We start from the raw sequence: 23,330 nt of genomic DNA on the forward strand, positions 1-23,330 counted from the left end.
ACGTCGTGTTGGAGTCCAGCGGCCCAGTCTCCGCGCATCGTTTCTTCTCCGTAACGCTACGCAGTCAGAAAGCACAGAAAGGCGGTCCATCCGTGCATGTCGATGAAGCGATCCGCAGCCGGAAATCGGTCAGGCGGTTTCTATCCACGTCCGTACCCACTTCGGTCGTGCAGCACATCCTGCGCGTGGCGGCGCGGGCTCCGAGTGGCAACAATGTGCAGCCGTGGAAAGTGTATGCGGTGGCGGGTGAGGCCCGGCAGCGCCTGTGTGATGCCTTCATCGAGGCGGCTACGCACGAACCTGACCGGCATCAGCCCGAGTACGCGTATTACCCCACGACCTGGGTCGAGCCCTATCTGGAGCGCCGGCGTCGCTGCGGCTTCGGTCTATATGCAACCCTGGGCATAGCCCGCGATGATGCGGCGGCGCGTGAGCACCAGATGCTGCGCAACTACACGTTCTTCGACGCGCCAGTAGGCCTGCTCGTCACGCTCGACCGCCGCCTGAACACCGGCAGCTTCATGGATCTGGGCATGTTCATCCAGAACATTCTGGTGGCCGCCCGCGCGCAGGGCCTGCACACCTGTGCGCAGGCGGCGTTTGCCTGGTACCACAAGGTGGCGCGTGCTCAACTGCCTATGAACGACCATGAAATTCTCGCCTGCGGCATCGCCCTCGGGCACGAGGATCTGTCGGCCCCGGAGAACGCTTTCATCACCGAGCGTGCCGAGGTGGAGGCATTCGCCAGCTTTCATGGTTTCTGATTCCGCTTGCCGGGATTGCGCGCCAGCGGATGCGTCTTCCCTCTGCTCGGCAATACATTAAAAAGAGGAGACTGATCATGATTCTGCACAGCACAGAGGCTTTGAAGCGCTACACCGAAAGCGGTCACTGGGGTCGACGTACCCTGCTCGATTTGCTGCGCGAGACGGCGGCCAAGGCGCCGGAGCGGCCAGCCGTGGTCGACCCGGCGGATCGGCCGGATCTCACCGGCACAGCGGCACAGAGCCTGAGTTATCGGGAGTTGTCGGCAGCGGTCGAGGCCATCGCGACCGGGCTGCTGGACATGGGCTTGCGCAAGGACGAGATCGTCGTCGTGCAATTGCCCAACGTCTGGGAACTGGTGGCCATGTTTCTCGCGGTCAGCCGTGCCGGGGGTGTGCTTTCGCCGATGCCGATTCAATGGCGCGACAATGAGTTCCAGAACGTCAAGAAACTCACCGAGGCGCGCTTCTTTTTCGGGATGCGCGATTTCAAGGGTGCCGACCAAATGGCCATCGCCGAGAAGACCGGCTTTGTCGCGCTGCCGATCGAGCGCATCGCCGAGATGGCGCACGGTGCGGCTGACATCGCCCGGCTCGACGCCATCGACGTCGACGCCAACGACATTTTCAGCCTGTGCTGGTCGTCCGGAACCGAAGCCCTCTCCAAGGGCTGCCCGATGTCGCACAACAACTGGCTCTTCCAGATGAACCTGATCCCGCAGACCGCCGGGCTGCACGAAGGGGACCGGGTGCTGGCGACCGCGCCGGTGGTCAACATGACCGGCGTGGCGACCTGGCTGGCCTCGCTGGCCATCGGTGGCACGACGCTCCTGCATCACCCGCTGAACATGCCGCTACTGCTCCAGCAGTTGATGCACGACCAGGTGCACTTCACCCTGCTGGTGCCGGCCGTGCTGAACATGATTCTCAAGCTGCCCAACGTCGACCAGCTCGACTTTTCCGGCGTGCGTTGCATCGCCTCGGGTTCGGCGCAGCCCTCGCGCTGGAGCATGGAGGAGTTCAAGCGGCGCTGGAACATCGAAATCCTGCATGCCTGGGGGCAGACCGAAGGCACCGCGGTGTTTGCCGGCGCGCTGGACGTGCCCGACTTCGCCAAGCGGGCCGATCACTTTCCGTGGTGGGGCCGTCCGGGCGTTGCGTGGCCCTCGGGCATACGCGGTGTCGAGATGAAGCTGCTCGACGAGGCCGACGCCGAATGCACGCAGCCGGGCCAGGTGGGCGAGCTGGTCTACCGCGGGCCCAACGTGTTTGCCGGCTACTACCGGCGGCCGGACCTGGCGAAAAGCACGTTCACCGCTGACGGTTTTTGCCGCACCGGGGACTTCTTCATCGTGCGCGACGCGCACCACATCGGGTTTTTCGACCGCAAGAAGGACATCATCATTCGCGGTGGCTACAACGTCAGCGCCGCCGAGGTCGAGAACCTGGTGCTGACCCATCCCGGCGTGCAGGAGGTGGCGGCGGTGGCGGTGCCCGACGAGATCATGGGCGAAAAGACCTGTATCTACGTCGTGCCCAAGGACAAGGCTCAGCCGCCGACGCTGGAGGATATTGTCGGCCACCTGAAGCAGATCGGCGTGGCGGCCTACAAGTTGCCCGAACACATCGAGTACCTTGACACCATCCCGCGCAACCCGGTGGGGAAAATTTTGAAGGCGCAGCTGCGACAACGTGTGCGTTCAGCGGCCGCCTGAACCAACCCCAACCCCTGAACCCTGTTATGGCAAACATCAAATCCGCCCCCTCGACACATACGCTTCGGGGTAAAACAGCGATCATCGGCGCAGGCATTTCGGCCGTCGGCCGCGTGCCGGGCAAGAGCGCGCTCGCACTGGCCGCCGACGCGGCAGGCAAGGCGCTGGCCGACGCCGGCATCGGCAAGCACCAGATCGATGGCGTGCTCTCAAGCTCCGCCTTTGCCTCTCCGTTCCACCGCTTCAGCGTGGCCTTCAGCGAGTACCTGGGCATACAGCCCACGTTTTCCAACACTCTGCAGGTCTCGGGCGCCACGGCGGCGACGATGTTCAACATCGCCGCTGCCGCCATTGCCGGCGGCCTGGCCGAGACCGTGCTGGTGGTGGGCGGTGACAGCCTGCTGACCGGCCTGTCGCCCGACCTGGCCCTGCGCTCCATGACCGAAAGCCGGGACCAGCAATACGAAATGCCCTTCGGCATTCCCGTGGCCAACACCTTTGCCATGACCGCGCACAGGCACATGAAAGAGTTCGGCACCACGGCCGAGCAGTTCGCCCAGGTGGCGGTGATCCACCGCGACCATGCGCGGCGCACGCCGGGCGCGCAGATGACCGCGCCACTCACGGTCGACGACGTGCTGAACTCCGGCTGGGTGACAACCCCTTACCACAAGCTCGACTGCTCGCTCATCTCCGACGGCGCGGCGGCCTTCATCGTCACCTCGGCCGAGCGCGCCAAGGCGCTGGGAATTGCCAAGCCTATTTACATCCTCGGTGGCGGCGAATGCTACACGCACGAGCACATCTTCCTGATGCCCTCGCTGACCACCACCGGCGCTGTGCAGTCGAGTGCCAAGGCCTACGCCATGGCGGGCTGCGGGCCGAAGGACATCGACGTGGCCGGGGTCTATGACTGCTTTACCGGCACGGTAATCATGATGCTGGAGGATCTCGGCTTCTGCCCCAAGGGAGAAGGGGGGCCTTTCGTCGAAGACGGGCAGATCACCTACGGCGGCGCGATTCCCTGCAACACCCATGGCGGCCTGCTGTCGTTCGCGCACTCGGGCATGCCGGGCTCGCTGTTTCATTTCTACGAGGTCGTCAATCAACTGCGCGGCAACTGCGGCGAACGCCAGGTCGCGGGCGCCGAACTCGGCCTGGTGCACAGCCTGGGCGCCGGCTTTGCGACCAACGCAACCACCATCCTGGGAACGGAGGCCACGCTGTGATCAATCCGAAGGACGCCCACATCAAGCCGCAGCCGACGTCGGATGCGGATTCGGAAATCTATTGGCGCGGCATTCAGGAGGGCAAGCTGCTGCTGCAGCACTGTCCCGGGTGCGACCACGTGCAGCTCTACCAGCAGATGATCTGCCGTGAGTGCGGCAGCGAGCGCCTTGAGCACCGTCCCGCCAGCGGCCGCGCCAAGGTGCATTCGTTCAGCGTGGTGCACCGGGCGCCCGGCCCGGCCTTCAAACAGGACACGCCCTATGCCGTGCTGCTGGTCGAACTCGAAGAAGGTCCGCGGATGATCAGCGCCTTCGTCGGCCCGGACCCTTCGGCGGTCACCTTCGACATGGCTGTCGAGCTGGTTTGCGAGCCCGTCGGGGGCGGTGTGTCGCTGCCGCGATTCCGGGCGGCCGGACTTCAAGCGTGAAACAGCGTCTTCGTGCGTCTTCTGAGTGTCTGAAGGCATGACCCAACCCAAAGCGACATTTCGCTGGCCCCATTTCGCTGCGTCGTCCTCCCAGGCGGTAGTCGAGGGGGCTCCCCCTGACCTGACGACGGCCACGGTTGCGCGGCGGGCGATTGCGCCCTTGTCCATGCGTGATCGGATCGTGGCCATCGTTGCGCCGGCCGGCTATGGCAAGACGACATTGATGGGAGGATGGTTTCGCGCTTGCAAAGACGCCGACCCCGTGTGGGTGGGGCTTGATGCTTCCTGGCGCGACCAGGTGTTCTTTGTGCGCTCTTTGTTGAATGCAGTCGGAGGTCCGTCCGAGCCTGTCGCGATGGGTGCCATCGACGCGACGGCGGCGGTCGAGAGCGGCTTGCTGGCGTTGTTGCAGGCCCTTGGCCAACGTCGTCGTCCCATGGTGCTGTTCTTCGACGATGTGCATGTGTTGCGTGGCAGCGAGAGCGCTCACACCCTGAGCCGTCTGTTGGTGGCGGCACCCGACTACTTGAGGTTCGTCGTTTGCGGCCGCGAAGGGATGGATTTCGATCTGGCCGTGCTGACCGCGCGCGGGCTGGTACGCTGGGTGACACAGCACGAGCTGAAGCTCGACGCGCAGGATGTGCGGGAACTGGTGCGGCGGCGCCGCCTGTCGGCCGGTGACGAAGAGGTTGAGCATATCGTCGGGATCACCGAGGGTTGGCCGGCATTGGTACAGCTTGCCCTCGCCAGCGGCGAGGGCGTACAGGAGGCCGCCGGGGGCAGCAGTAACTTGCTAATGGACAGCTTCGTTTACGAGAGCTTCTTCAAGGGCCTCGCGCCGGCCCGACGGCAGGCGCTGTTCGTGATGGCCGCCATTGGCGACTTCACGCTGCCGCTGCTGGTCGCGCTCGATGCGCCCGAGGGGGCGGAGGCGATCGCCGAAGGCGAGCAACTGGGCATCGTGCAGCGTCGGGGACGCGTGGCTGGCGAGCCGTTCTACGCCTTGCATGCGCTGGTGGCGGAGCGCGCACTGACGCGATTGGCCGACATGGGGCTGAGGCCTGTGTTTGTGCGCATACTGCGAACGCGTTGTGCGCAATGGTGGCATGCCCGGGGCGAGGTCTACCGTGCGATCCGCGTGGCCCTGGAAGGTGATGACGCAAGGCTGGCGTCGGCTTATCTGACCGGCTACGCGCGTCAACTGGTGCAGGGCGAGGGCCGGCACGAGACCTTCCTGGACCTGCTCGCGCAATTGGAATCACGCGGCGTGGAGCCAGACTGCGCGCTGATGTTGCAAGCGGTGTGGGCGCTGGTGTTTTTGCGCCGCTATGCCGAGGCGGCAGCGTGGCTGACGCGCATTGAGCGGGCTTGTGGCAAGGGACAATCAGCCGGCGTTCGCTTGATCCTGCATACGACCGTCCTTCAGCGCGGCGTGATCGCCGGCCTGCGTGATAACGAGGCCGATGCCGAGGTCTTTGTGCGCCGGTGGCTGGCAGGGCCACCCGATCCGGACCCATTCCACTATGGAGCCGCACAAACGGTGCTGGCCTATGCGCACAAATGCAATGGACGCTTCGCCGAGGCTGCCCAGTCCTTGCGCGAGGCGCAAGTGAAGTTCGAGGAGGCTCCTTCACCTTACGGCCACATGTGGGTGCGGGTGATCTCGGCCGCCTCGCTGCTCAAGGCGGGGCGGCATCGTGATGCCCTGGCAGACAGCGCCTCGGCGCTGGCCGAAGAGCCAGCTTTCGCTCCCGGCGCCGCGGGCCTGGCGGCCATGCTGCGCGCGATCCGCGCGTTGCTGCTGTATGAACGCAACCAGTGCACTGACGCGATGGTGGAAGTGGAAGCGGCACTGCCACTGCTGCCGCACCAGGGCATTGTCGATGCGATGGTCGCGGGCTACGTGGCGGCGTCACGTCTGCAGGCGGCGCGGGGCGACATATCCGGTGCGCTCGATGCGGCGGCGGAGGGCGAGCGCGTGGGACTGGCGCGCGGCTTCGTGCGCCTGCAGCTCACGATGGTGGCCGAACGTGCGCTGCTGCTGTTGCGCGCCGGCGACGTCGAGGCGGCGCGACAAATGGCCAACGATAATGGGTTGCTGCCGCAAGGACCGCAGACCAATCTGCACAGAGACAAGGCCGAGCGCCTCTGGGCCCGCCTCGATCTCGCGCAGGGGCGGCCCGATCTCGCTCTGCAATGGGTCGATTCCGGCATCGCCAGGGCGCGACGCAGCCACCAGCAGCACAAGCTGGCCGAGTTGTTGATGCTGCGCTCACTGGCGTTGGTGCGAACAGGAGATGCCGAGGGTGGGCACGACGCGGTGATGGAAAGCCTTCGCATCGCGGCATCGAACGGCTACGTGCGCCTGTACCTTGACGAAGGCCCCGAGTTGGAGAGCCTTTTGCGCCGCGTGGCTGACAAGCCGCAGAGTCCCACGCCGGCGTTTTTATACGCGCGAACGCTGCTGCTTGCCGCGGGCGCTGCATCTGCACGTCAGGATGCGGCGCCCGCGGACCAGGAGCGACCAACCGAGCGCGAACTGCAGATCCTTCGCCTGCTGGCAGATGGCCTGTCCAATGGCGAAGTGGCGGGTCGGCTTGTGTTGACCGAGGGCACGGTGAAATGGCATCTTCACAACATCTACGCGAAGCTGGGCGTGAAAAATCGCACGGGTGCTTTGCGCGAAGCTCGCACTCGGGCCTGGCTAGTTTGATGGGGCTTGCTTTTGCGGCATTCATTGAATATGTTTACCGCAAATCTTTTAGACCCCCGGCAGCCGGTGGTCCTTGAACTGCTCACGCAACTGGTTCTTCAGCATCTTGCCAGTGGCGCCGATGGGGATGGCCTCGACGAACACCACGTCGTCCGGCACCCACCAGGAGGCGACCTTGCCTTTGTAGTGTTCAATCAGCGCTTCGCGGGTGACCTCCGCGCCCGGTTTGCGCACCACCACCAGCAAGGGCCGTTCATCCCATTTCGGGTGCGGCACGGCGATGGCCGCTGCCATCGCCACCGCCGGGTGCGCCATGGCGACGTTCTCCAGGTCGATCGAGCCGATCCACTCGCCGCCGGACTTGATCACGTCCTTGCTGCGATCCGTGATCTGCATGTAGCCGTCGGCGTCGATCGTGGCCACGTCGCCGGTGGGGAACCACTGCGCGCCGGTCGTGTCGCTCACCAGGGGTTTGGCGCCATCAGGGCCGAAGTAGCTCTGGACTACCCAAGGGCCACGCACCAGCAGATCGCCCGGCGTCTTGCCGTCCCAGGGGACGTCGGCCCCCTGCGGATCGACGATGCGCATGTCCACGCCGAACACGACCTTGCCTTGCTTGGCGAGCAGCGCATGCTGTTCGTCCAGTGGCAGGGACAGGTGTTTCTGCTTCAGCCGGCTGACCGTTCCCAGGGGCGACATCTCCGTCATGCCCCAGGCGTGGATGACTTCAATGCCATGGTTATCTTCAAAGGCTCGCATCATGCTTGGCGGCACGGCCGAGCCACCGATGATGGTGCGCTTCAAGGGGGCGAGGCTGAGCGCGTTCTGCTCGGCGTGCTGGAGCATGCCGAGCCAGATCGTGGGCACGCCGGCCGCAAACGACACCTGCTCGGTGGTAATCAGCTCGTGCAGCGACTTGCCGTCCAGCGCGGCCCCCGGCAGCACCAGCTTGGCGCCGACCATCGCGCAACTGTAGGGCAGGCCCCAGGCATTGGCGTGAAACATCGGCACCACCGGCATCACGCAGTCGCGCGATGAGATGGAGATCGCGTCCGGCATGAGCGAGGCATAGGTGTGCAGCATCGTCGAGCGATGGCTGTAGAGAACGCCCTTGGGGTTGCCGGTGGTACCCGAGGTGTAGCACAGCGACGAGGCGGTGTTCTCGTCGAAAGTGGGCCATGCGAAGTCGGGCTTGTGCGCCGAGATCAGGTCTTCGTAGCACAGCAGATTGGACAACTTGCTCGCCGGCATCTTGTCCTTGTCGATCATCGCGACAAAGTGACGTACCGTCTTGCAGCGCCCCGCCACGGCCTCGACCAGGGGCAGGAAGGTCAGGTCAAAGAACAGCACCTGATCCTCGGCATGGTCGAGGATGTAGAGCAACTGGTCCGGGTGCAGGCGCGGGTTGAGGGTGTGCAGCACCGAACCGCTGCCGGAGGCGGCGAAATACAGTTCCAGGTGCCGGTAGCCGTTCCAGGCCAGCGTGGCGACGCGCTGCGAAGCTTTCACACCGAGATTGCCGAGCGCATGGGCCATCTGGCGCGCGCGGTCGTGCAATTGCGCATAGGTGATGCGGTGGATGTCGCCTTCGACGCGGCGCGAGACGATGGGCACATCGCCGCTATGGCGTGCCGCATGGGTGATGAGTGAGGAAATGAGCAGGGGGGCGCTCATCATTTGACCGTTCATGAAGTCTCCTTGGATTTTTTGGTTAAGGCTAAATCCGGCCACTGGCCGGGTATCGTGTTGAGAGGTGCCATAGCGCCTCTGTGGGGTGGTGACTTTTATGCGAATGAATCTACGGAAGTTTGTGGCTTGACAGGATGGCCCGCGCACACTTCTCGCCGATCACCATGCAGGGGGCATTGGTGTTCCCGCCGATAACCGTAGGCATGATGGAGGCGTCGGCGACACGCAGGCCCGAAAGCCCATGCACCCGCAACTGCGCGTCGACCACGGCCCTGTCGTCATTGCCCATCTTGCAACTGCCGACCGGGTGGTAAATGGTTTCCGCACTGCGCCGGATGTAGGCCTTCAGATCCTGGTCGCTGCTCACGCCGGCACCCGGTGCGACTTCGCCGCCATGGATGTCGTGGAAGGCCTTGGCCTCAAAGATGCGTCGCGCAAGTTTCAGGCCACGCAGCATCTCGTCCCAGTCGTCGGCATGGCTCAGGTAGTTGGGCTGAATCATCGGTGCGGCCAGCGGGTCGGCGCTTTTGAGGCCGATGAAACCACGGCTTTTGGGGCGCAACTGGCACATGTGCAAGGTGGCGCCGTAGCCGGGGGCCAGGTCACGGCCATGGTTTCGCAGGTAGGTCGGCAGGAAGTGAAATTGCACCTCTGGCAGCGCCGATTGTGGCGAGAGCCTGGCGAAACCCCCTGTCTCGGCCACGTTGCTGGACAGGAAGCCTTCGCGCTTGCGCCAGTATTGCCAGAGCCCGGCAAGTGCTTTCGGCAGGAAACCAGGCGCGACACCAATCGCCTGTTTGCTGCGGTCACGGATCATCACCGTCACGTCGAGATGGTCCTGCAGGTTCTGGCCCACGCCTTGCAGGTCGGCGACCAGGTCGATGCCCAGGCCCGTCAATTGCTGCCTGGGCCCGACACCCGACAGCAGCAGCAACTGCGGCGAATTGATGGCGCCGCCGCAGAGCACGATTTCACGCTCGACCTCGATGCGCTGTCGCTCGCCTTTGCGTTCGATCTCGACCCCCACGGCCTGTTTGCCAGAGAACAGGATGCGCGTGACATGGGCGCCGGTGAGCACGGTCAGATTCGACCTGTCCATGACAGGGTGCAGGAAGGCCCGAGCGCTGCTCCAGCGTTCCCCGTTCTTCTGGGTCACCTGGTGAGGCCCCGCACCTTCCTGTTGCGCGCCGTTGAAGTCCATGTTGCGCGAAATGCCGCATTGCACGGCGGCGTCGATGAAGCGGCCCGACAACGGGTTGGGCGATCGCACATCGGCGACGTTCAGTGGCCCATTTGTTCTGTGGTAGGTCGAGACACCGCGCTCGTTATTCTCATGTTCCATGAAGATCGGCAGCAGATCCTTGTAGGCCCATCCGGCGTTTCCCGCTGCTGCCCATGCGTCGTAATCAGCCTGGTGTCCGCGCATGTAGACCATGGCATTGATCGAGCTGCTGCCCCCGATTGTTTTTCCCCGCGGCCAGTACAGGCGACGACCTTCGAGTTCGGCTTGTGGTTCGGTGTCGAAATACCAGTTGTACTTGCGGGTGGCGAGCAAGCCCACGAGGCCCATGGGCGTGCGGATCAGCGGTGAGTCGTCGGACCGTCCCGCTTCGAGCAGGCACACGCGGTTCGACGGATCCGCGCTCAATCGGTTGGCCAAGACACAGCCGGCCGAACCTGCGCCCACGATGATGTAATCGAATTTCAAGATTTGTCCCTATGCGATTCAGAGAAAAAAGAAATGCACCAGGCTAGCTCGGTGCAACCGAGGCCATCAGACCAGACGCAGCGTCCAGTTGATCAGCCGTCGCGACAGATGGGTGTAGGGCGGGTAGAAGGTCGAGGCCAGCAACAGCCAGGTCTTGACGACCGCGCGCTCATGGCTGAAGGCCTTGAACCCGTAGACCCCGTGTGCGCTGCCCAGACCGGAGTTGTTGACGCCGCCAAAGGGCAAACGGCCATGCAGGAACTGCACGACGCTGTGGTTGACGCAGGCACCGCCCGAACTCGTCTCGCGCAGCACCTTGTCGGCGACCTTGTGGTTCTTTGTCCAGATGTACAGCGCGAGCGGCTTGGGCTGGTCGTTGATCTTGGTTATGACTTCGTCGAGATCGCGGTAAGCAATGACGGGCAGCAGCGGGCCGAAAATTTCCTCCTGCATGATCTTTGCATCCGGGCTGATGTTGTCGATCAAGGAGGGTGCGACGAACTGGCGATCTGTCTGGTGCTGGCCACCGGCCAGCAGCCTGGCGCCTTTTTGGAGCGCGTCATCCAGCAGTCCGACGATGCGCTTGGCATGGCGTTCATTGACGATGTGTGCCAGGTGAGGGCTGGTGCGCACGGCATCTCCTTCACCGTAGGCTTTGGCCAGGGCTTGGCGGCAGTGCTCTACAAAAACATCCTTGACCGATTCGTGGACGTAGACGTGATCCGGCGCAATGCAGGTCTGGCCGCTGTTGGTGCATTTGGACCACATGAGGTTGGCCGCCGCTGCTTTCAGGTCCGCCGTGGCATCGACGATGGTGGGGCTTTTGCCGCCCAGTTCCAGTGTCACGCTGGTCAGGTGCTTTGCCGCCGCGGCCATCACCACGCGGCCAATCGCCGGTGAGCCGGTAAAGAAGATGTGATCGAACGGCAGATCCAGCAGGGCCTGCGAGACCGAAGCGTCGCCCTGGAACAGGGCCACCTCGTCTTCGGGAAACACCTCGCGCACGATTTCGGCCATCAGCGCCGATAGATGCGGTGTCATCTCCGAGGGCTTGAGAATCGCTGTGTTACCGGCGGCGATGGCTGAGATCAGTGGGCCGAAAGTCAGATTGACCGGGTAGTTCCAGGGCGAGATGATCAGGCAGCGGCCCTTGGGTTCGCACTGCACGTAGCTCGACGTGCCGAACATCAGCAGGGTCGGAAAAACCTTGTTCGGCTTCATCCAGCGGCGCAGATGGCGACGCGCATCGTTGGCTTCGGCCACGATGGGCAAGATTTCGGTCAGGTCGACCTCGGCGGCCGGTTTGCCGAAGTCCAGTGCGCCAGCGCGCTGAATGTCGGCCTGGCGGGCGAGCACGGCCCGCTTCAGGCGGTCGATCTTGTTGAGTCGCTGCGCGGCGGTCGATTGGCGAAGCCGCAATGCTGTTTCGCGTTGGGCGGCGAAGATGCGGTCTATTTCCGCTTGTCCCGCCGGTTCGTCGGGGTTGACAAGCCGCATGGCATTGGAAGTCACCTTCATTTCTGTCTCCTGCATTTTATTTTGGTCTCGTATCACGTCGATTCGAGGTCGAAGCAAGTCTATTCAGATGCGCGATGGAAATCACCCTAACGAAAGTTAGGTGCAACGTCGTGTGCTTCGATCTACCATTCTTCGAGTGTTGGCGAAAAGCTGGCCGAGCCTCTTTCTTGCAAGTGGGTGGAGGCTAAGTGATTACCCTTAATTCACACGATTCACACGACAGGAGACATGACAATGAAAACAGTTTCGATTCAAGGTTCCGGGGATATGCGGATAGCCCGCGGCGAAGTCAAATCTTCGCGGGAGGTCATCGGGGCGCCGTGGGCCAAGTTCTTTTTGGCGCTGCTTGCGTTCGCGGTGCTCTATACCGGCTATCGCGTCTACTCCGAGGTGTCGGCGTTCACATACGGGCTCGACTATTTCAGCCACGAGTTCGATGTTTACTGGATGCGTCTGCTGTACGGACAGTTGCTGCTGATTGGCGCGCTGGGAACCGGGGCTCTGGTGTATCTCTGGCGCACCCGTGAGCGGGATTTTTCCCGGATCGGGCCACGAGAGGAGGTGCGGCGCCTGTTCGTGCTGATGGCGCTCATTTTGCTGTTCGCCATCATGTTTTATGTGACCGGTTCGATCTACACGGAGGCCGATGCAGCCTGGCACCAGGTGACGATCCGGGATACTGATTTCACCCCCACCCATATCGGGTTGTTCTATTTTTGCGTGCCCTTGCTGGTGTTTTGGGGCTTCATCTCGTTCGCCTACGCCCACACGCGCATCCCGCTCTTTGGCAATCGCATTTCGCTGCCGTTCGCGATCATCGTCGCCGGCGCGTTCATGATCATGCCCAACGTTGGCTTCAATGAGTGGGGTCACACTTTCTTCTATGCCGAGGAATTGTTCGCCGCGCCGATTCACTATGGCTTTGTGTTGCTGGGCTGGTCTACGTTTGCGGCTGGTGGATTGCTCCTGCAGATACTGGGTCGCGTGGCCGAGCTGACGAAGCAGCCGGTGTCGGCGCAAGACGCGCATCAAACGGCTCACTGATACGCCTTTCCGGGTAAATGCATCGGGGCTAGGTCCAATGCTGTTCATTTATTAAGCGCTACAACCCCGTTCGCCCTGAGCTTGTCGAAGGGTCGTCACGGTGCAAACAGGCTTCGACAAGCTCAACCCGAACGGTTAAGCGAACAGTATGGGGCTTGGTCTCGATGACAAGCTGTGCGCTTGACCTTCCAATTTATTTCTGGAGACTTTGAATGTCCGTTTTGACTCCGGCTGAGGCCGCCTTTAGCCCGCAGGAAGCGGCCCGCGTTGATGCCCAGGTTGACTGGGTGGTCATTCCGCTCTTTGTTGTGCTTCTGGGGTCCGTATTCGCCTTCCAGTTTGCCTTGCTGGTGGGGGACTGGGATTACTGGATCGATTGGCGGGACCGCCGTTATTGGCCGCTGGTCACGCCATTGGTGCTGGTTATTCTGCCCGGCGTATTTGGATATGCCTTTTGGAAGCTGCTGCGCATACCGCTGGGGGCAACGCTGAGCATTATTGGGTTGACGCTGACGGGCTGGGTTAGCCGGTACTTGAACTTTCATGAGTTCGCGGGCTTTCCCATGAACATGGTGCTGCCCTCGACCTTCATTGGCGTGGGTCTCCTGATCGATTGCACCCTGCTGCTCACGCGCAGCTGGTTTTTCACGGGAATTTTTGCTGGCTTTCTTTCAGGGCTGCTCCTGTACCCGATGAATTGGCCGCTGCTCGCCCCGTTCATGGTGCCGGTCGAAATGCACGGCACGCTGATGACGGTGGCGGACGTGATGGGCTTTGAGTACATCCGCACTGCCATGCCCGAATATGTGCGCATCATCGAGCAGAGTACTTTGAGGACATTCGGCGATGCAGTCACACCGCTGACGGCGGTTTTTGCTGGCTTCCTGACCATATTGAGCCTCTGGTTCTGGGCCTGGGTTGGCTCACTCGGTGTCAAGGCCGTGTGGCTGCGAAAAGTTGTTTAAGGAAGAGGTCATGAATTTCATTGCAAAATTGTTCGCAGTCATTCAAGGCCTGATCGTCGTCCTGGTCACGTTTTCGGCAACGCCGACGTATGCCCATGGTGAAAAGGCTCAGCAACCCGCTTTGCGCATGCGCACCGTGCATTGGTTTGACGTGGATTTGTCGACGCGCAAGCTCGATGTCAACCAGATTCTGGTCGTCAAGGGAACTTTTGTTCCTTCCCTGTCCTGGCCGGAGCATGTCGCGTCCATCGAGGACACCGCCTATCTCAATGTGGGCGTACCCGGGCCTTCTTTTGTGCGCCTGGACAGCCGCGTCAACGGTGTGCCCACCATACGCAGTAGTTCGTATAAGCGCGGTGAGCAGTACAACTTCGAGATCACGCTGAAGGCCCGCACACCCGGCCGCTATCACCTGCATCCCATCATCAACGTGCTGGATGCCGGGCCGATGATTGGCCCCGGCATCTGGGTCGAGGTCGGGGGCGACCCGGCGGCATTTGACAACAGCATCAAAACGTTGTTCGGCCAAACCCTTGATTTGGAAACGCACGGCTTTGCCAATGCGGCTTCCTGGTCAGCGGTGTGGGTTGTGCTTGGTTTGGTCTGGTTTGGCTATTGGCTGACCAAGGTGCCTTTGATCTTGCCGAGGTTCCGGCGTGCCAGCGCGCTGGGTGAGAACGCCGACGACATGATCACCACGCGCGACCGTCAGGCGGCACTGGTTATCCTGGTGGCTACGCTGATGCTTATCGCTGGCGGGTTTTTCTATGCCACCGAGCGCTGGCCGGTCACGACGCCGCTACAGACCGGCAAGATCAAGACGCCGCCCCTGAAGATGGCGCCTTCGCCGGTGTTGGTCACGATGGATGATGCACGCTACCGCATCCCGGGCCGGAGCTTCCGTATCGAGCTCACGGTAACCAACAGCGGGAAGAGTCCCGTGAGCGTTGGTGAGTTTGCCTCAGGCGGCCTGCGCTTTATCAATTCCGCGGTGCTGAAGGTCACACCAAAAGACCAGGACGATCTGGTCGCGACAGACGCGTTGCGCGTGGAGGGCGGCTCGATCAATCCAGGAGAAACGAAGAAGATCGTGGTCTATGCGGACGATGCGATGTGGGAGACGCAGCGCATGACGACGATGATCTCCTCCCCGGATGCGGTGGTGGCCGGCATGCTGTTCTTCTTCGATGCGCAGGGCCGTCGCTATCCAGTAGAGATCAGCGGACCGATGATCCCTTTGTTCGGGGGGTAATGGAGATGCGACTGATCCGAACGTTGAGTTCCGCGCTGCTGGCCGTGGCTGCGGTATCGGCATGGGCCCATGGCGGGGTCGGCATTGAAGACGACAAGTGCATCCTGCGCATCGGCAGCGACCGGGCCCATTTCGCCGGCTACCAGCCCGAGCACCGTGCCAGTCAGGAGTTCTGCGAGGACATCCCCGAAGTCGGACGGGCAGTGATCGTGATTGACTTCATCCAGCCCGCGCTGCGCGAACGCGTGGTCGAGTTCCGCATCCTGCGTGACGCGGACGGGCTGGGTGCCAAGGCGCGCTACGAGGATCTTGGTGACACGGACCAAATCGCGCAGCGGACGATGGTGGCGCTGCCGGCCAAGGTTTATCCGCGCGGCACGGTCACCCTGGACCACAAGTTCAGCGAGCCCGGCTGGTACATCGGCCTGCTCAGCGCGACCGACCCGGCCAGCGGGAAGACGGAGACCTCGGTCTTTCCGTTCCGCGTCGGCGTGCGCAACTATTGGAAATACCTGCCATTGCCCTTGTTCTTTATCGGCATGGCCTGGCTCTTGTACCGGCTTACCAGACAGCGGCGAAAACCCCCGATCACCGACGTACCTCAAAAGTAGACAGCATGAAAAAAGGAGACAAGATGAAAATTTCGATGAACATGGCGGGTAACGCGCGTCAAGAAAAAACCGCCAACCGACCTGCAATGGCCCTGACATTGGCGGTGGTTTCGCTGCTGGTGATGGCCGCGCCGCCCGTCATGGCCGAGGAGGCCAAGGGCTCGAAGGCGCACATTGCGGCCGTGACCAGGAAAGTCGACGGCGCCTTCATCCGTGCCAATGAGGCGCGAACGAACGACTGGCCCAGCCACGGCCTGGACTATGCCGAGACCCGCTTCAGCAAGCTCCAGCAGATCCATACCGCCAACGTCAAGGATCTCGGCTTGGTCTGGTCCTACAACCTCGAGTCGACGCGCGGCGTCGAGGCCACGCCGCTGGTGGTGGACGGCGTCATGTATGTCAGCGCCTCCTGGAGCATCGTCCATGCCATTGACGTGCGCAGCGGCAAGAAGATCTGGACCTTCGATCCCAAGGTGCCGCGCGAGGCCGCTTACAAGGGCTGCTGTGACGTGGTCAACCGCGGCGTGGCGCTGTATCAGGGCAAGGTCTTCGTCGCCTCCTACGACGGCCGGCTGATCGCGCTCGATGCGGCCACCGGCAACAAGGTCTGGGAAAAAGACACCATCATCGACCGCAAGTTCAGCTACACGATCACCGGGGCGCCACGCGTGTTCAAGGGCAAGGTGATCATCGGCAACGGCGGCGCCGAGTACGGCGTGCGCGGCTACATCACGGCCTATGATGCCGCCACCGGCGACCAGAAATGGCGCTGGTTCACGGTACCCGGCGACCCGAGCAAACCGTTCGAGGACGAGTCCATGGCCAAGGCCGCCAAGACCTGGGACCCCGCGGGCAAGTACTGGGAAGCCGGCGGTGGTGGCACCGCCTGGGACACGCTGACCTTCGATCCCAAACTGAACCTGATGTACGTGGGCGTCGGCAACGGTTCACCCTGGGCGGCAGCCAAGCGCAGCCCCGCGGGCGGCGATAACCTGTACCTGGGGTCCATCGTCGCGCTCAACCCCGACACCGGCAAGTACGTCTGGCACTACCAGGAAACACCCGGCGACAACTGGGACTACACCTCGACCCAGCCGATGATCCTGGCCGACCTGAAGATAGCGGGCAAGCCACGCAAGGTGATCCTGCATGCGCCGAAGAACGGTTTCTTCTTCGTGATCGACCGCACCAACGGCAAGTTCATCTCGGCGAAGAACTTCGTCGACGTGAACTGGGCCAGCGGCTACGACGCGACGGGTCGCCCCATCGAGACTGCCGATGCGCGTCCCACGGATCGACCGTACGATGCCATTCCAGGCCCCTACGGCGCGCACAACTGGCACTCCATGTCGTTCAATCCACGGACCGGGCTGGTCTACTTGCCTGCGCAAAACATACCCGTCAACATGATGGATGACAAGAACTGGAGCTTCAACTCCAACAAGCCAGGTCAGCCAGGCTCCGGTACCGGTTGGAATACCGGCAATTACATCAATGCAGTCTCACCAAAAAGCAAGCCGTTTGGCCGACTGATTGCCTGGGATCCGGTACAGCAAAAAGAAGCATGGCGCCAGGAACAGGTCTCACCGTGGAATGGTGGCACGCTGACCACGGCCGGTAACCTCGTGTTTCAGGGCACGGCGGACGGGCGTTTCATCGCCTACAACGCCCAAAATGGCGAGAAACTCTGGGAGTCGCCCACGGGGACCGGCGTGGTGGCTGCGCCTATCACCTATCTGGTGGATGGCAAGCAGTACGTGTCGATTGCCGTGGGATGGGGCGGCAGTTACGGTCAGGATAAGCGGGCCACCGAGCGGCAAGGTCCGGGCACGGTCTACACCTTTGCCGTTGGCGGCAAAGCGCCCATGCCGGACTTCGTCGCTTACCGGATGGGCGAACTGGTGGCAGGGGTGAAATACGACCCGGCTCACTACGAGGCCGGCACCTTGCTGTATGTCAGCAATTGCGTTCTCTGCCATGGTGTTCCCGGCGTGGACCGTGGCGGCAACATCCCCAACCTCGGTTACATGAACGCGGCCTTCATCGAAAACCTCGACAAGTTCATCTTCAAAGGTCCCGCCATGAGCCGGGGCATGCCTGACTTCACGGGCAAGCTGAGCGTGGACGATGTGGAGAAGATCAAGGCCTTCATCCAGGGAACGGCAGACGCGATACGTCCCAAGAAATGACCGATACATGACCGATGGCGCGAAGGAGTGCGCCGGGGAGTTGTGCGCGGCTGCCTGCCGTGCAGCCGGCGACGGGCCGACGGTTCTTGCAGGGCTTCGCGCCCGGTCGGCCAGATTCTATGGCTTACGGATATGAGGAAAAAACCATGCAATCGAAAAAAGTTTCCGCTGTCTGTATCGCGGTCCTGATGGGTGCGCTGGCGGGACCCGTCGCCTTGGCGACCGAGCACGCGCACGCCGCATCCAAGAGCGGCGCGGCGAAGGACATGAAGGTACTGCCGCCGCTGCGCATCGTGTCGCCGCTTGCCGGGGCGCAGGTCGGGCCCAACATTGAGGTCGAGTTCGAGACCGATGCGGAGCTGGCGAACATGACGATGAGCGCCAAGTCCATTGGCGTTCATCTGCATGTCGGTATCGACGGTACGTCTCTGATGCCGATGATGGCGGACTTGGTCCGCGTGGGCAAGAATCGTTACCGCTACGCCTTTGACCTGCCCGCAGCCCCTGGGCCGCGCGTCATTAGCGTGTACTGGTCCGATGCATCCCACAAGACCATCGAATTTTCGGTACAGAAGGTGAGTGTGGTGGTCGTTTCGAATCAGGGTAAGGTCAAACCTTGAACGTACAGTCAAGTCGTCCTTGATGCCAATGAATAGAACTGCAAGCAGCTATTGAAGTAATAGCATCATCGGCCCATGAAGTCGTTGCTCGCCTACCCACAACGAAGGAAAGTCTCATGACAATCGGAAAGACATTGAAACACGTACTCGCCATCGCCTCCTTTGCCTGGGCAGCCGGTCCTGCTTTTGCGCAGGACACGCCCGTCGGGCTCTGGAAGACGATTGACGACGACGGCAAGACGGTGAAAACCTTGATTCGCATCAGCGAATCGGCTGGCGTGCTCAGTGGCGTGATCGAGAAACTCCTCGATCCCAAGGCGGCGACCGTCTGCACGAAATGCACCGACGACCGCAAGGACAAGCCGGTGGTCGGGATGACGATTATTCGCGGCATCAAACACAATACCGCTGACGCTGCGCTGTGGGACGGCGGCGAGGTGCTCGATCCGGAGAATGGGTCGACCTACCGGCTGCGTCTGCGGCCCGCCGACGGGGGCAAGAAACTCGAGGTTCGAGGTTTCATCGGCGTGCCGATGATAGGGCGCTCGCAAACCTGGGTGCGCGCCGAGTGAACGCCCGGCGCAAGATGGTTTCGTGGCTCGTCGCGCTGCTGGCCATGGCCGCCACTGGCACGGCGCTGGCGCATGCCGCGCTGGTCAAGTCCGAACCGGCACGGCGGGCGACGCTGTCCAAACCGCCGCCGCAGGTCAGGCTGTGGTTCAACGAGCGGCTGGAGCCCGAGTACGCGACGATCAGCGTGATCAGGGAAGGTGCCGGCCCGGTCACGACCCAGAAGGCCCGGGTTGACAAGGACGACCCCAAACTGCTGGCGCTGGAATTGCCCATGCTCAGCCCGGGTACCTATACCGTGAAATACCGGGTGCTCTCGGTCGATGGCCATACGGTCGATTACGGTTATACCTTCACCGTGAAGGCCGAGGGCGCCGGGAAGTAAATGGAATTCCTCGGCACGGCGCTGCGCTGGCTGCAATTGACCAGCGGCCTGGTGCTGTTGGGCAGCTTTGCCCTGCTGCTGCTCGCGGGTCCTGGCCGAAGCCCGGATGCCGCGCGCTGGCGTGGCGCGGTCTTTGCCGCCGCGCCATGGCTGGTGGCACTGCTGCTGGCCACGGCGGCAGGTCTGTTGATGTTGCAGGCGGCTTCGGTCAGCGGCCGCGGCGAGGCGGCCTTTGAGTGGTCCGAATGGGTCAGGCTGCTGGAGCGAACGCGCTACGGCGCGGTCTGGCAGGTGCGGCAGGCGGCAGCGCTGGTTCTGCTGCTGTTGTTGCTGAGCCGAGGGCCTCTGAGCGCGCGGTTCGGCGAGCGCGTCGTCTGTGTGGCGCTGCTCACCCTGGCGCTGGGAATCAACGCGGCCTCGGTATTTACCGGGCACGGCGCTGCCACAGAACCGCTTTGGCTCGCAGGTGCCGGCCATGCGGTGCATTTGCTGGCGGCGGGCGCTTGGGCCGGAGGGTTGCCGGCGCTGGCCTACGGACTTCACCTGGCGGCAAGAGGCCGGGATCCGCCGTTCCGGCAGATGTTCCTCGGCGTGTTGCGCCGCTTCTCTGTGCTTGCGACGGTTTGCGTTGCTCTCATCGCTGCATCCGGCACCCTCATCGCGTACCTGCAGTTCGGCGCGCCGATCCGCTGGCCCGCACGGACAGACGACATCTTCGGCGGTCTGATGACGGTGCTCGAACGCAGCCTGGCCCCGCTGCTCAGTACATCGTTCGGTCTGCAGGTGTTGGCCAAAATGGTTCTGCTGGTGCCGGTGCTGCTTGTTGCAGCGCGGGTTCGCTGGGTCTGGATGCCGCGTATGGGCAAGGTGGCATTTGAGCAGGGTCTTGCGTGGCAAGGCGCGGCCGGTCTGGTCCGGGTGGAACTGGGCGTTGTGCTGCTGATCCTGCTCTTCGCAGCCGGTCTGACAGGTACGCTGCCCGCGGCCCATGCGCAGATGGTGTGGCCGCTGCCGTTTCGTCTGTCGCTCGCGGCCACCTGGGACAAACCGGGGGTGGTGAGCACGGTCGTGGGTGCGTCGTTGCTGGCTATGGGCGGACTGGCTTGGCTGGTGCATGCCCTTGTGTCAGGGGCCCGCGCCGACGCGGCGCAGGGCGGGCGCCGGATCCGTTTGGGTGCTGCCGTGCTGATGACCCTCTCGGGGCTGGTCATCGTTCTATACGCGCTCTCGGTGGACGCCTATCCCGACACCTATCGGCGCACGGATGTCAGTTACAACGCGGTGTCGGTCACGCGCGGGGCGGCGCTGTATTCCCAGCACTGCGTGTCCTGTCACGGTCCGGGTGGCAAGGGGGACGGTCCGCTGGCCACCCGCTTGCCCACCAGGCCCGCCGACCTCACCGAACCGCATACCGCGTTGCACACGGCGGGCGACCTCTTCTGGTGGCTCACCCACGGCAAGCCGAAAACCGCCATGCCCGGCTTTGCACAGGAAATGACCGACGAGGAGCGCTGGGACATGGTGAACTTCCTGCGCGCCTTCTCCGCGGGCTTCCAGGCCCGCATCCTGACGCCGCAGGTGGTACCCGGGCGGCCCTGGCTCGGTCCGCCCGATTTCGATTTTGTGACCCGGTCGGGCCTGACCGCGGCGCTCATGGAGTACAGGGAGCGCAAGTCCGTGCTGCTGGTCTTCTACTCGCAGCCCTTCTCCGCGCAACGCCTGGCCGAACTGACACGTGTCTACCCGCGCCTGCAATCCAGCGGCGCCGAGGTGATCGCCATTGCGTTGCCAGGCGCCCCGCCCTTGCAATCGCAGCCGTTCCCCGTTGTCACCGATGGGGCGCAGGAGGCGGCGACCGCCTACCTGCTGTTGCGGCGCACCTTGAGCGACCCCGGCAAGACCATCCTGGGGGAAGCACCGTCTCACATGGAATTCCTGCTCGACCGGTTCGGCTATGTGCGAGCGCGCTGGCTGCCGCAGGACGAGGAGGGTGCCGGTGAAGGATGGCGCGACACACAGTTTCTGCTCGACCAAATCGAACGCATCCACCGCGAGCCGCGCATCCTGCCGCCGCCCGATGATCATGTGCATTGAGCGGGAGTGCTCTGCCGGGCGGTCTCGGCCCTGCACCGATCAGACCGCTTTGACCAGCGACTTGGTGTAGATGCGGTAGGTGCCGATGCCGCGCGACACGATGTCTCCGTCGAGTGCGTCGAGCATCACTTTCACCGACACGTAGGCCAGCGTCTTGCCGATGTGGTCGGGTATCGCCGATGCAAACAGGATCCCGGTGCCGACCGCACGAATGAAATCCACGGTGAGCGTGACCGTTACCGACGACTGGATGAGCTGGCCGCTGCCGGGGATAGGCCGGTCGATCAGCGTTCTGCCCCCGACCGCATCGAGCAAGGTCAAGGGCACGCCGCCGTGGAGAACGCCGTGGGGGTTGAGGTGGTCGCGCCGGATCGGAAGCCGGAAATACAGGCCGTTTTCTCCGTGCAGGATGTCATAGCCCACGAGCTGCTGGAACGGCCCGTGAGAGTAAGTGGCGGACGGAAGTGGGGGCTTGATTTGCGCCTGGAGTTCGGCCTCGGCCTGGAGCATTCAGTCGTAGCTCATGGCCTTGTCGCGGCTGGCTTTGGCCTTGATCTTGGTGCCGTCCACCGCAATGGTGCCCACCCAACTTGACCAGTGGGCCGATTACTACGCTCATACCTCATTGGACAAGGCTTGGTAAGTAACTATTGCCAAGCGGTGAGATTGAGTTTATATTTTTAACAAAACAAGTGTTTGTTTTTTTAGTTGTGGCAAAAAAAGTATGCTCGACAAGCGAGCCAAGGAAACGCCCGTGACAAAGCTCTCCCGTCTCGACACTGCTTCCGAGACCCGTTCAGACGCCGCAAAGGTCTCCCGGCGCGCTCACAACCGTTTGCCCAAATTGCTTGACGAAGCAGCGCGCGTATTCGCCAAGCGGGGGTTCTCCGCCGCGTCGATTCGAGAGATTGTTGAACCCGTGGGGATGCTGCCCGGCTCGCTCTACTACCACTTTGAAACTAAAGAAGCCTTGCTAGTGGCTGTTTATCGCGAAGGCGTTGAACGCATTTCTGCCAGGGTCGATGCCGCCATTGAGGGTGTTGACGCTCCGTGGGATCGGCTTGAAGCCGCCTGTATAGGACACCTGTCTGCCTTGCTCGACCGCACAGATTACTCGCAAGTGGTAATACGGATCCGACCCGACGATGCCCCTTCCGTCGCTACCGAACTGACCATCCTGCGCAACTCCTACGAGCACCGCTTCGAAGCTCTGCTCGAAATGCTTCCATTGCCGAAGTCGGTCGAACGGCGTGATCTGCGCCTCTTGCTCATGGGTGCATTGAATTGGAGTCAAACCTGGTTCAGGGAAGGGGGCGCGTTGACGCCGGACAAGATTGCCAGGCGCTTCGTTCAGTTATTAAAAATGAATCTACTTAAACCATAAAGGAAGTCAAATGACCTTACAAAACTTCAACCCCAGGGTGTTGGTGACGAAGATTGGATTGGATGGTCACGACCGCGGCAGCCGCCTGGTCGCTGCTGCATGCCGCGACGCGGGAATGGAGGTGATTTATACCCCTCCGTGGCAGAGCATAGAGACGGTCGTGAAAACCGCTCTTGAGGAGGGTGTCGATGTGATCGGCATCTCATCTCTGGCCACCGATCATCTCATCGTCCCCAAGCTGACGAAAGCGCTTCGGGAAGCCGGTTTGGGTAATTTGCGCGTCGTCGTTGGCGGCATTGTGCCGGACAACGAAGAAGCCCTGTTGCTTGAGAGTGGCGTACGGGAGGTATTCCATCCCGGCAGCACGATGGATGAAATTACGGCCCGCATTCGCGACTATGCACGCGAAGCTCGAATCGAGGGTGCTGCCTTGCTTGATAAAGGAAATTGAA

The 23,330-nt window shown here is 62.5% G+C and carries 20 protein-coding genes; 16 read left to right on the top strand and 4 right to left on the bottom strand.

Annotated features, from left to right (window positions below):
- Window positions 1–92: 92 nt before the first annotated feature.
- From B7G52_RS06310 to B7G52_RS23985, 5 genes are all read left to right on the top strand, one after another.
- Window positions 93–764 carry a nitroreductase gene (locus B7G52_RS06310; protein WP_096696792.1) on the top strand — a complete coding sequence of 224 codons (672 nt, stop codon included), beginning with the start codon at window positions 93–95 and terminating at the stop codon, window positions 762–764.
- Window positions 765–841: 77 nt separating this feature from the next.
- On the top strand, window positions 842–2,479 hold the full coding sequence (locus B7G52_RS06315; protein ID WP_096696793.1) for a class I adenylate-forming enzyme family protein: 1,638 nt from the start codon (window positions 842–844) through the stop codon (window positions 2,477–2,479).
- 26 nt (window positions 2,480–2,505) lie between these two features.
- Entirely contained in the window at window positions 2,506–3,708 is a 1,203-nt protein-coding gene (locus tag B7G52_RS06320) for a thiolase (RefSeq protein ID WP_096696794.1), read from the top strand.
- The gene (locus B7G52_RS06325) at window positions 3,705–4,136 is read left to right on the top strand and encodes a Zn-ribbon domain-containing OB-fold protein (protein ID WP_096696795.1); all 432 of its coding nucleotides are present in this window, start codon (window positions 3,705–3,707) and stop codon (window positions 4,134–4,136) included. The genes B7G52_RS06320 and B7G52_RS06325 overlap by 4 nt, the downstream gene beginning before the upstream one ends.
- A gap of 37 nt (window positions 4,137–4,173) precedes the next feature.
- A complete protein-coding gene (locus B7G52_RS23985; protein WP_240523345.1) occupies window positions 4,174–6,849 on the top strand; it encodes a LuxR C-terminal-related transcriptional regulator in 2,676 nt (891 codons plus the stop codon).
- Window positions 6,850–6,897: 48 nt separating this feature from the next.
- Here the strand turns inward: B7G52_RS23985 and B7G52_RS06335 are convergent, their stop codons facing one another.
- The 3 genes from B7G52_RS06335 to B7G52_RS06345 all read right to left on the bottom strand — a co-directional run bounded on the left by B7G52_RS06335 (window position 6,898) and on the right by B7G52_RS06345 (window position 11,764).
- The gene (locus tag B7G52_RS06335; protein WP_096670269.1) at window positions 6,898–8,538 is read right to left on the bottom strand and encodes a 3-(methylthio)propionyl-CoA ligase; all 1,641 of its coding nucleotides are present in this window, start codon (window positions 8,536–8,538) and stop codon (window positions 6,898–6,900) included.
- Between the two features lie 109 nt (window positions 8,539–8,647).
- On the bottom strand, window positions 8,648–10,246 hold the full coding sequence (locus B7G52_RS06340; protein WP_170954690.1) for a GMC family oxidoreductase: 1,599 nt from the start codon (window positions 10,244–10,246) through the stop codon (window positions 8,648–8,650).
- A gap of 66 nt (window positions 10,247–10,312) precedes the next feature.
- Entirely contained in the window at window positions 10,313–11,764 is a 1,452-nt protein-coding gene (locus B7G52_RS06345; protein WP_240523346.1) for an aldehyde dehydrogenase family protein, read from the bottom strand.
- Window positions 11,765–11,998: 234 nt separating this feature from the next.
- On the opposite strand from B7G52_RS06345, the gene B7G52_RS06350 reads away from it, so the two are divergent.
- The 9 genes from B7G52_RS06350 (at window position 11,999) to B7G52_RS06390 (ending at window position 21,494) form a co-directional block, all read left to right on the top strand.
- Window positions 11,999–12,808 carry a methane monooxygenase/ammonia monooxygenase subunit C gene (locus B7G52_RS06350; protein ID WP_170954691.1) on the top strand — a complete coding sequence of 270 codons (810 nt, stop codon included), beginning with the start codon at window positions 11,999–12,001 and terminating at the stop codon, window positions 12,806–12,808.
- Between the two features lie 212 nt (window positions 12,809–13,020).
- Window positions 13,021–13,773 carry a methane monooxygenase/ammonia monooxygenase subunit A gene (locus tag B7G52_RS06355; RefSeq protein WP_096696798.1) on the top strand — a complete coding sequence of 251 codons (753 nt, stop codon included), beginning with the start codon at window positions 13,021–13,023 and terminating at the stop codon, window positions 13,771–13,773.
- A gap of 10 nt (window positions 13,774–13,783) precedes the next feature.
- Complete coding sequence (gene amoB / locus B7G52_RS06360; RefSeq protein WP_096696799.1) at window positions 13,784–15,025, top strand: bacterial ammonia monooxygenase, subunit AmoB; 1,242 nt, start codon at window positions 13,784–13,786, stop codon at window positions 15,023–15,025.
- A gap of 5 nt (window positions 15,026–15,030) precedes the next feature.
- The gene (locus B7G52_RS06365; RefSeq protein ID WP_141396382.1) at window positions 15,031–15,636 is read left to right on the top strand and encodes a hypothetical protein; all 606 of its coding nucleotides are present in this window, start codon (window positions 15,031–15,033) and stop codon (window positions 15,634–15,636) included.
- Window positions 15,637–15,659: 23 nt separating this feature from the next.
- Window positions 15,660–17,825, top strand: a complete 2,166-nt coding sequence (locus B7G52_RS06370; RefSeq protein WP_240523347.1) for a PQQ-dependent dehydrogenase, methanol/ethanol family — start codon at window positions 15,660–15,662, stop codon at window positions 17,823–17,825.
- A gap of 146 nt (window positions 17,826–17,971) precedes the next feature.
- Complete coding sequence (locus tag B7G52_RS06375; protein ID WP_096670281.1) at window positions 17,972–18,445, top strand: hypothetical protein; 474 nt, start codon at window positions 17,972–17,974, stop codon at window positions 18,443–18,445.
- A 116-nt stretch (window positions 18,446–18,561) separates the two neighbouring features.
- Window positions 18,562–19,017, top strand: a complete 456-nt coding sequence (locus tag B7G52_RS06380; RefSeq protein WP_096670283.1) for a DUF2147 domain-containing protein — start codon at window positions 18,562–18,564, stop codon at window positions 19,015–19,017.
- Window positions 19,014–19,400, top strand: a complete 387-nt coding sequence (locus B7G52_RS06385) for a copper resistance CopC family protein (RefSeq protein WP_205853030.1) — start codon at window positions 19,014–19,016, stop codon at window positions 19,398–19,400. The genes B7G52_RS06380 and B7G52_RS06385 overlap by 4 nt, the downstream gene beginning before the upstream one ends.
- Window positions 19,401–21,494 (top strand): c-type cytochrome, encoded by a 2,094-nt coding sequence (locus B7G52_RS06390; RefSeq protein ID WP_096696802.1) that lies wholly within the window; start codon window positions 19,401–19,403, stop codon window positions 21,492–21,494.
- A 39-nt stretch (window positions 21,495–21,533) separates the two neighbouring features.
- On the opposite strand, the gene B7G52_RS06395 is transcribed toward B7G52_RS06390, so the two are convergent.
- The gene (locus B7G52_RS06395; protein ID WP_096696803.1) at window positions 21,534–22,004 is read right to left on the bottom strand and encodes a PaaI family thioesterase; all 471 of its coding nucleotides are present in this window, start codon (window positions 22,002–22,004) and stop codon (window positions 21,534–21,536) included.
- A gap of 244 nt (window positions 22,005–22,248) precedes the next feature.
- Between B7G52_RS06395 and B7G52_RS06400 the strand changes: the two genes are divergently transcribed.
- Both B7G52_RS06400 and B7G52_RS06405 read left to right on the top strand, forming a co-directional pair.
- Window positions 22,249–22,878: a TetR/AcrR family transcriptional regulator gene (locus tag B7G52_RS06400; protein ID WP_170954692.1), complete on the top strand. Its 630-nt coding sequence runs from the start codon at window positions 22,249–22,251 to the stop codon at window positions 22,876–22,878.
- A gap of 10 nt (window positions 22,879–22,888) precedes the next feature.
- Complete coding sequence (locus tag B7G52_RS06405; protein ID WP_096696805.1) at window positions 22,889–23,329, top strand: cobalamin B12-binding domain-containing protein; 441 nt, start codon at window positions 22,889–22,891, stop codon at window positions 23,327–23,329.
- Window position 23,330: the final 1 nt, after the last annotated feature.

The organism is Polaromonas sp. AER18D-145 (genome assembly GCF_002379095.1).
In the GTDB taxonomy this organism is placed as follows: Bacteria; Pseudomonadota; Gammaproteobacteria; order Burkholderiales; family Burkholderiaceae_C; genus Polaromonas.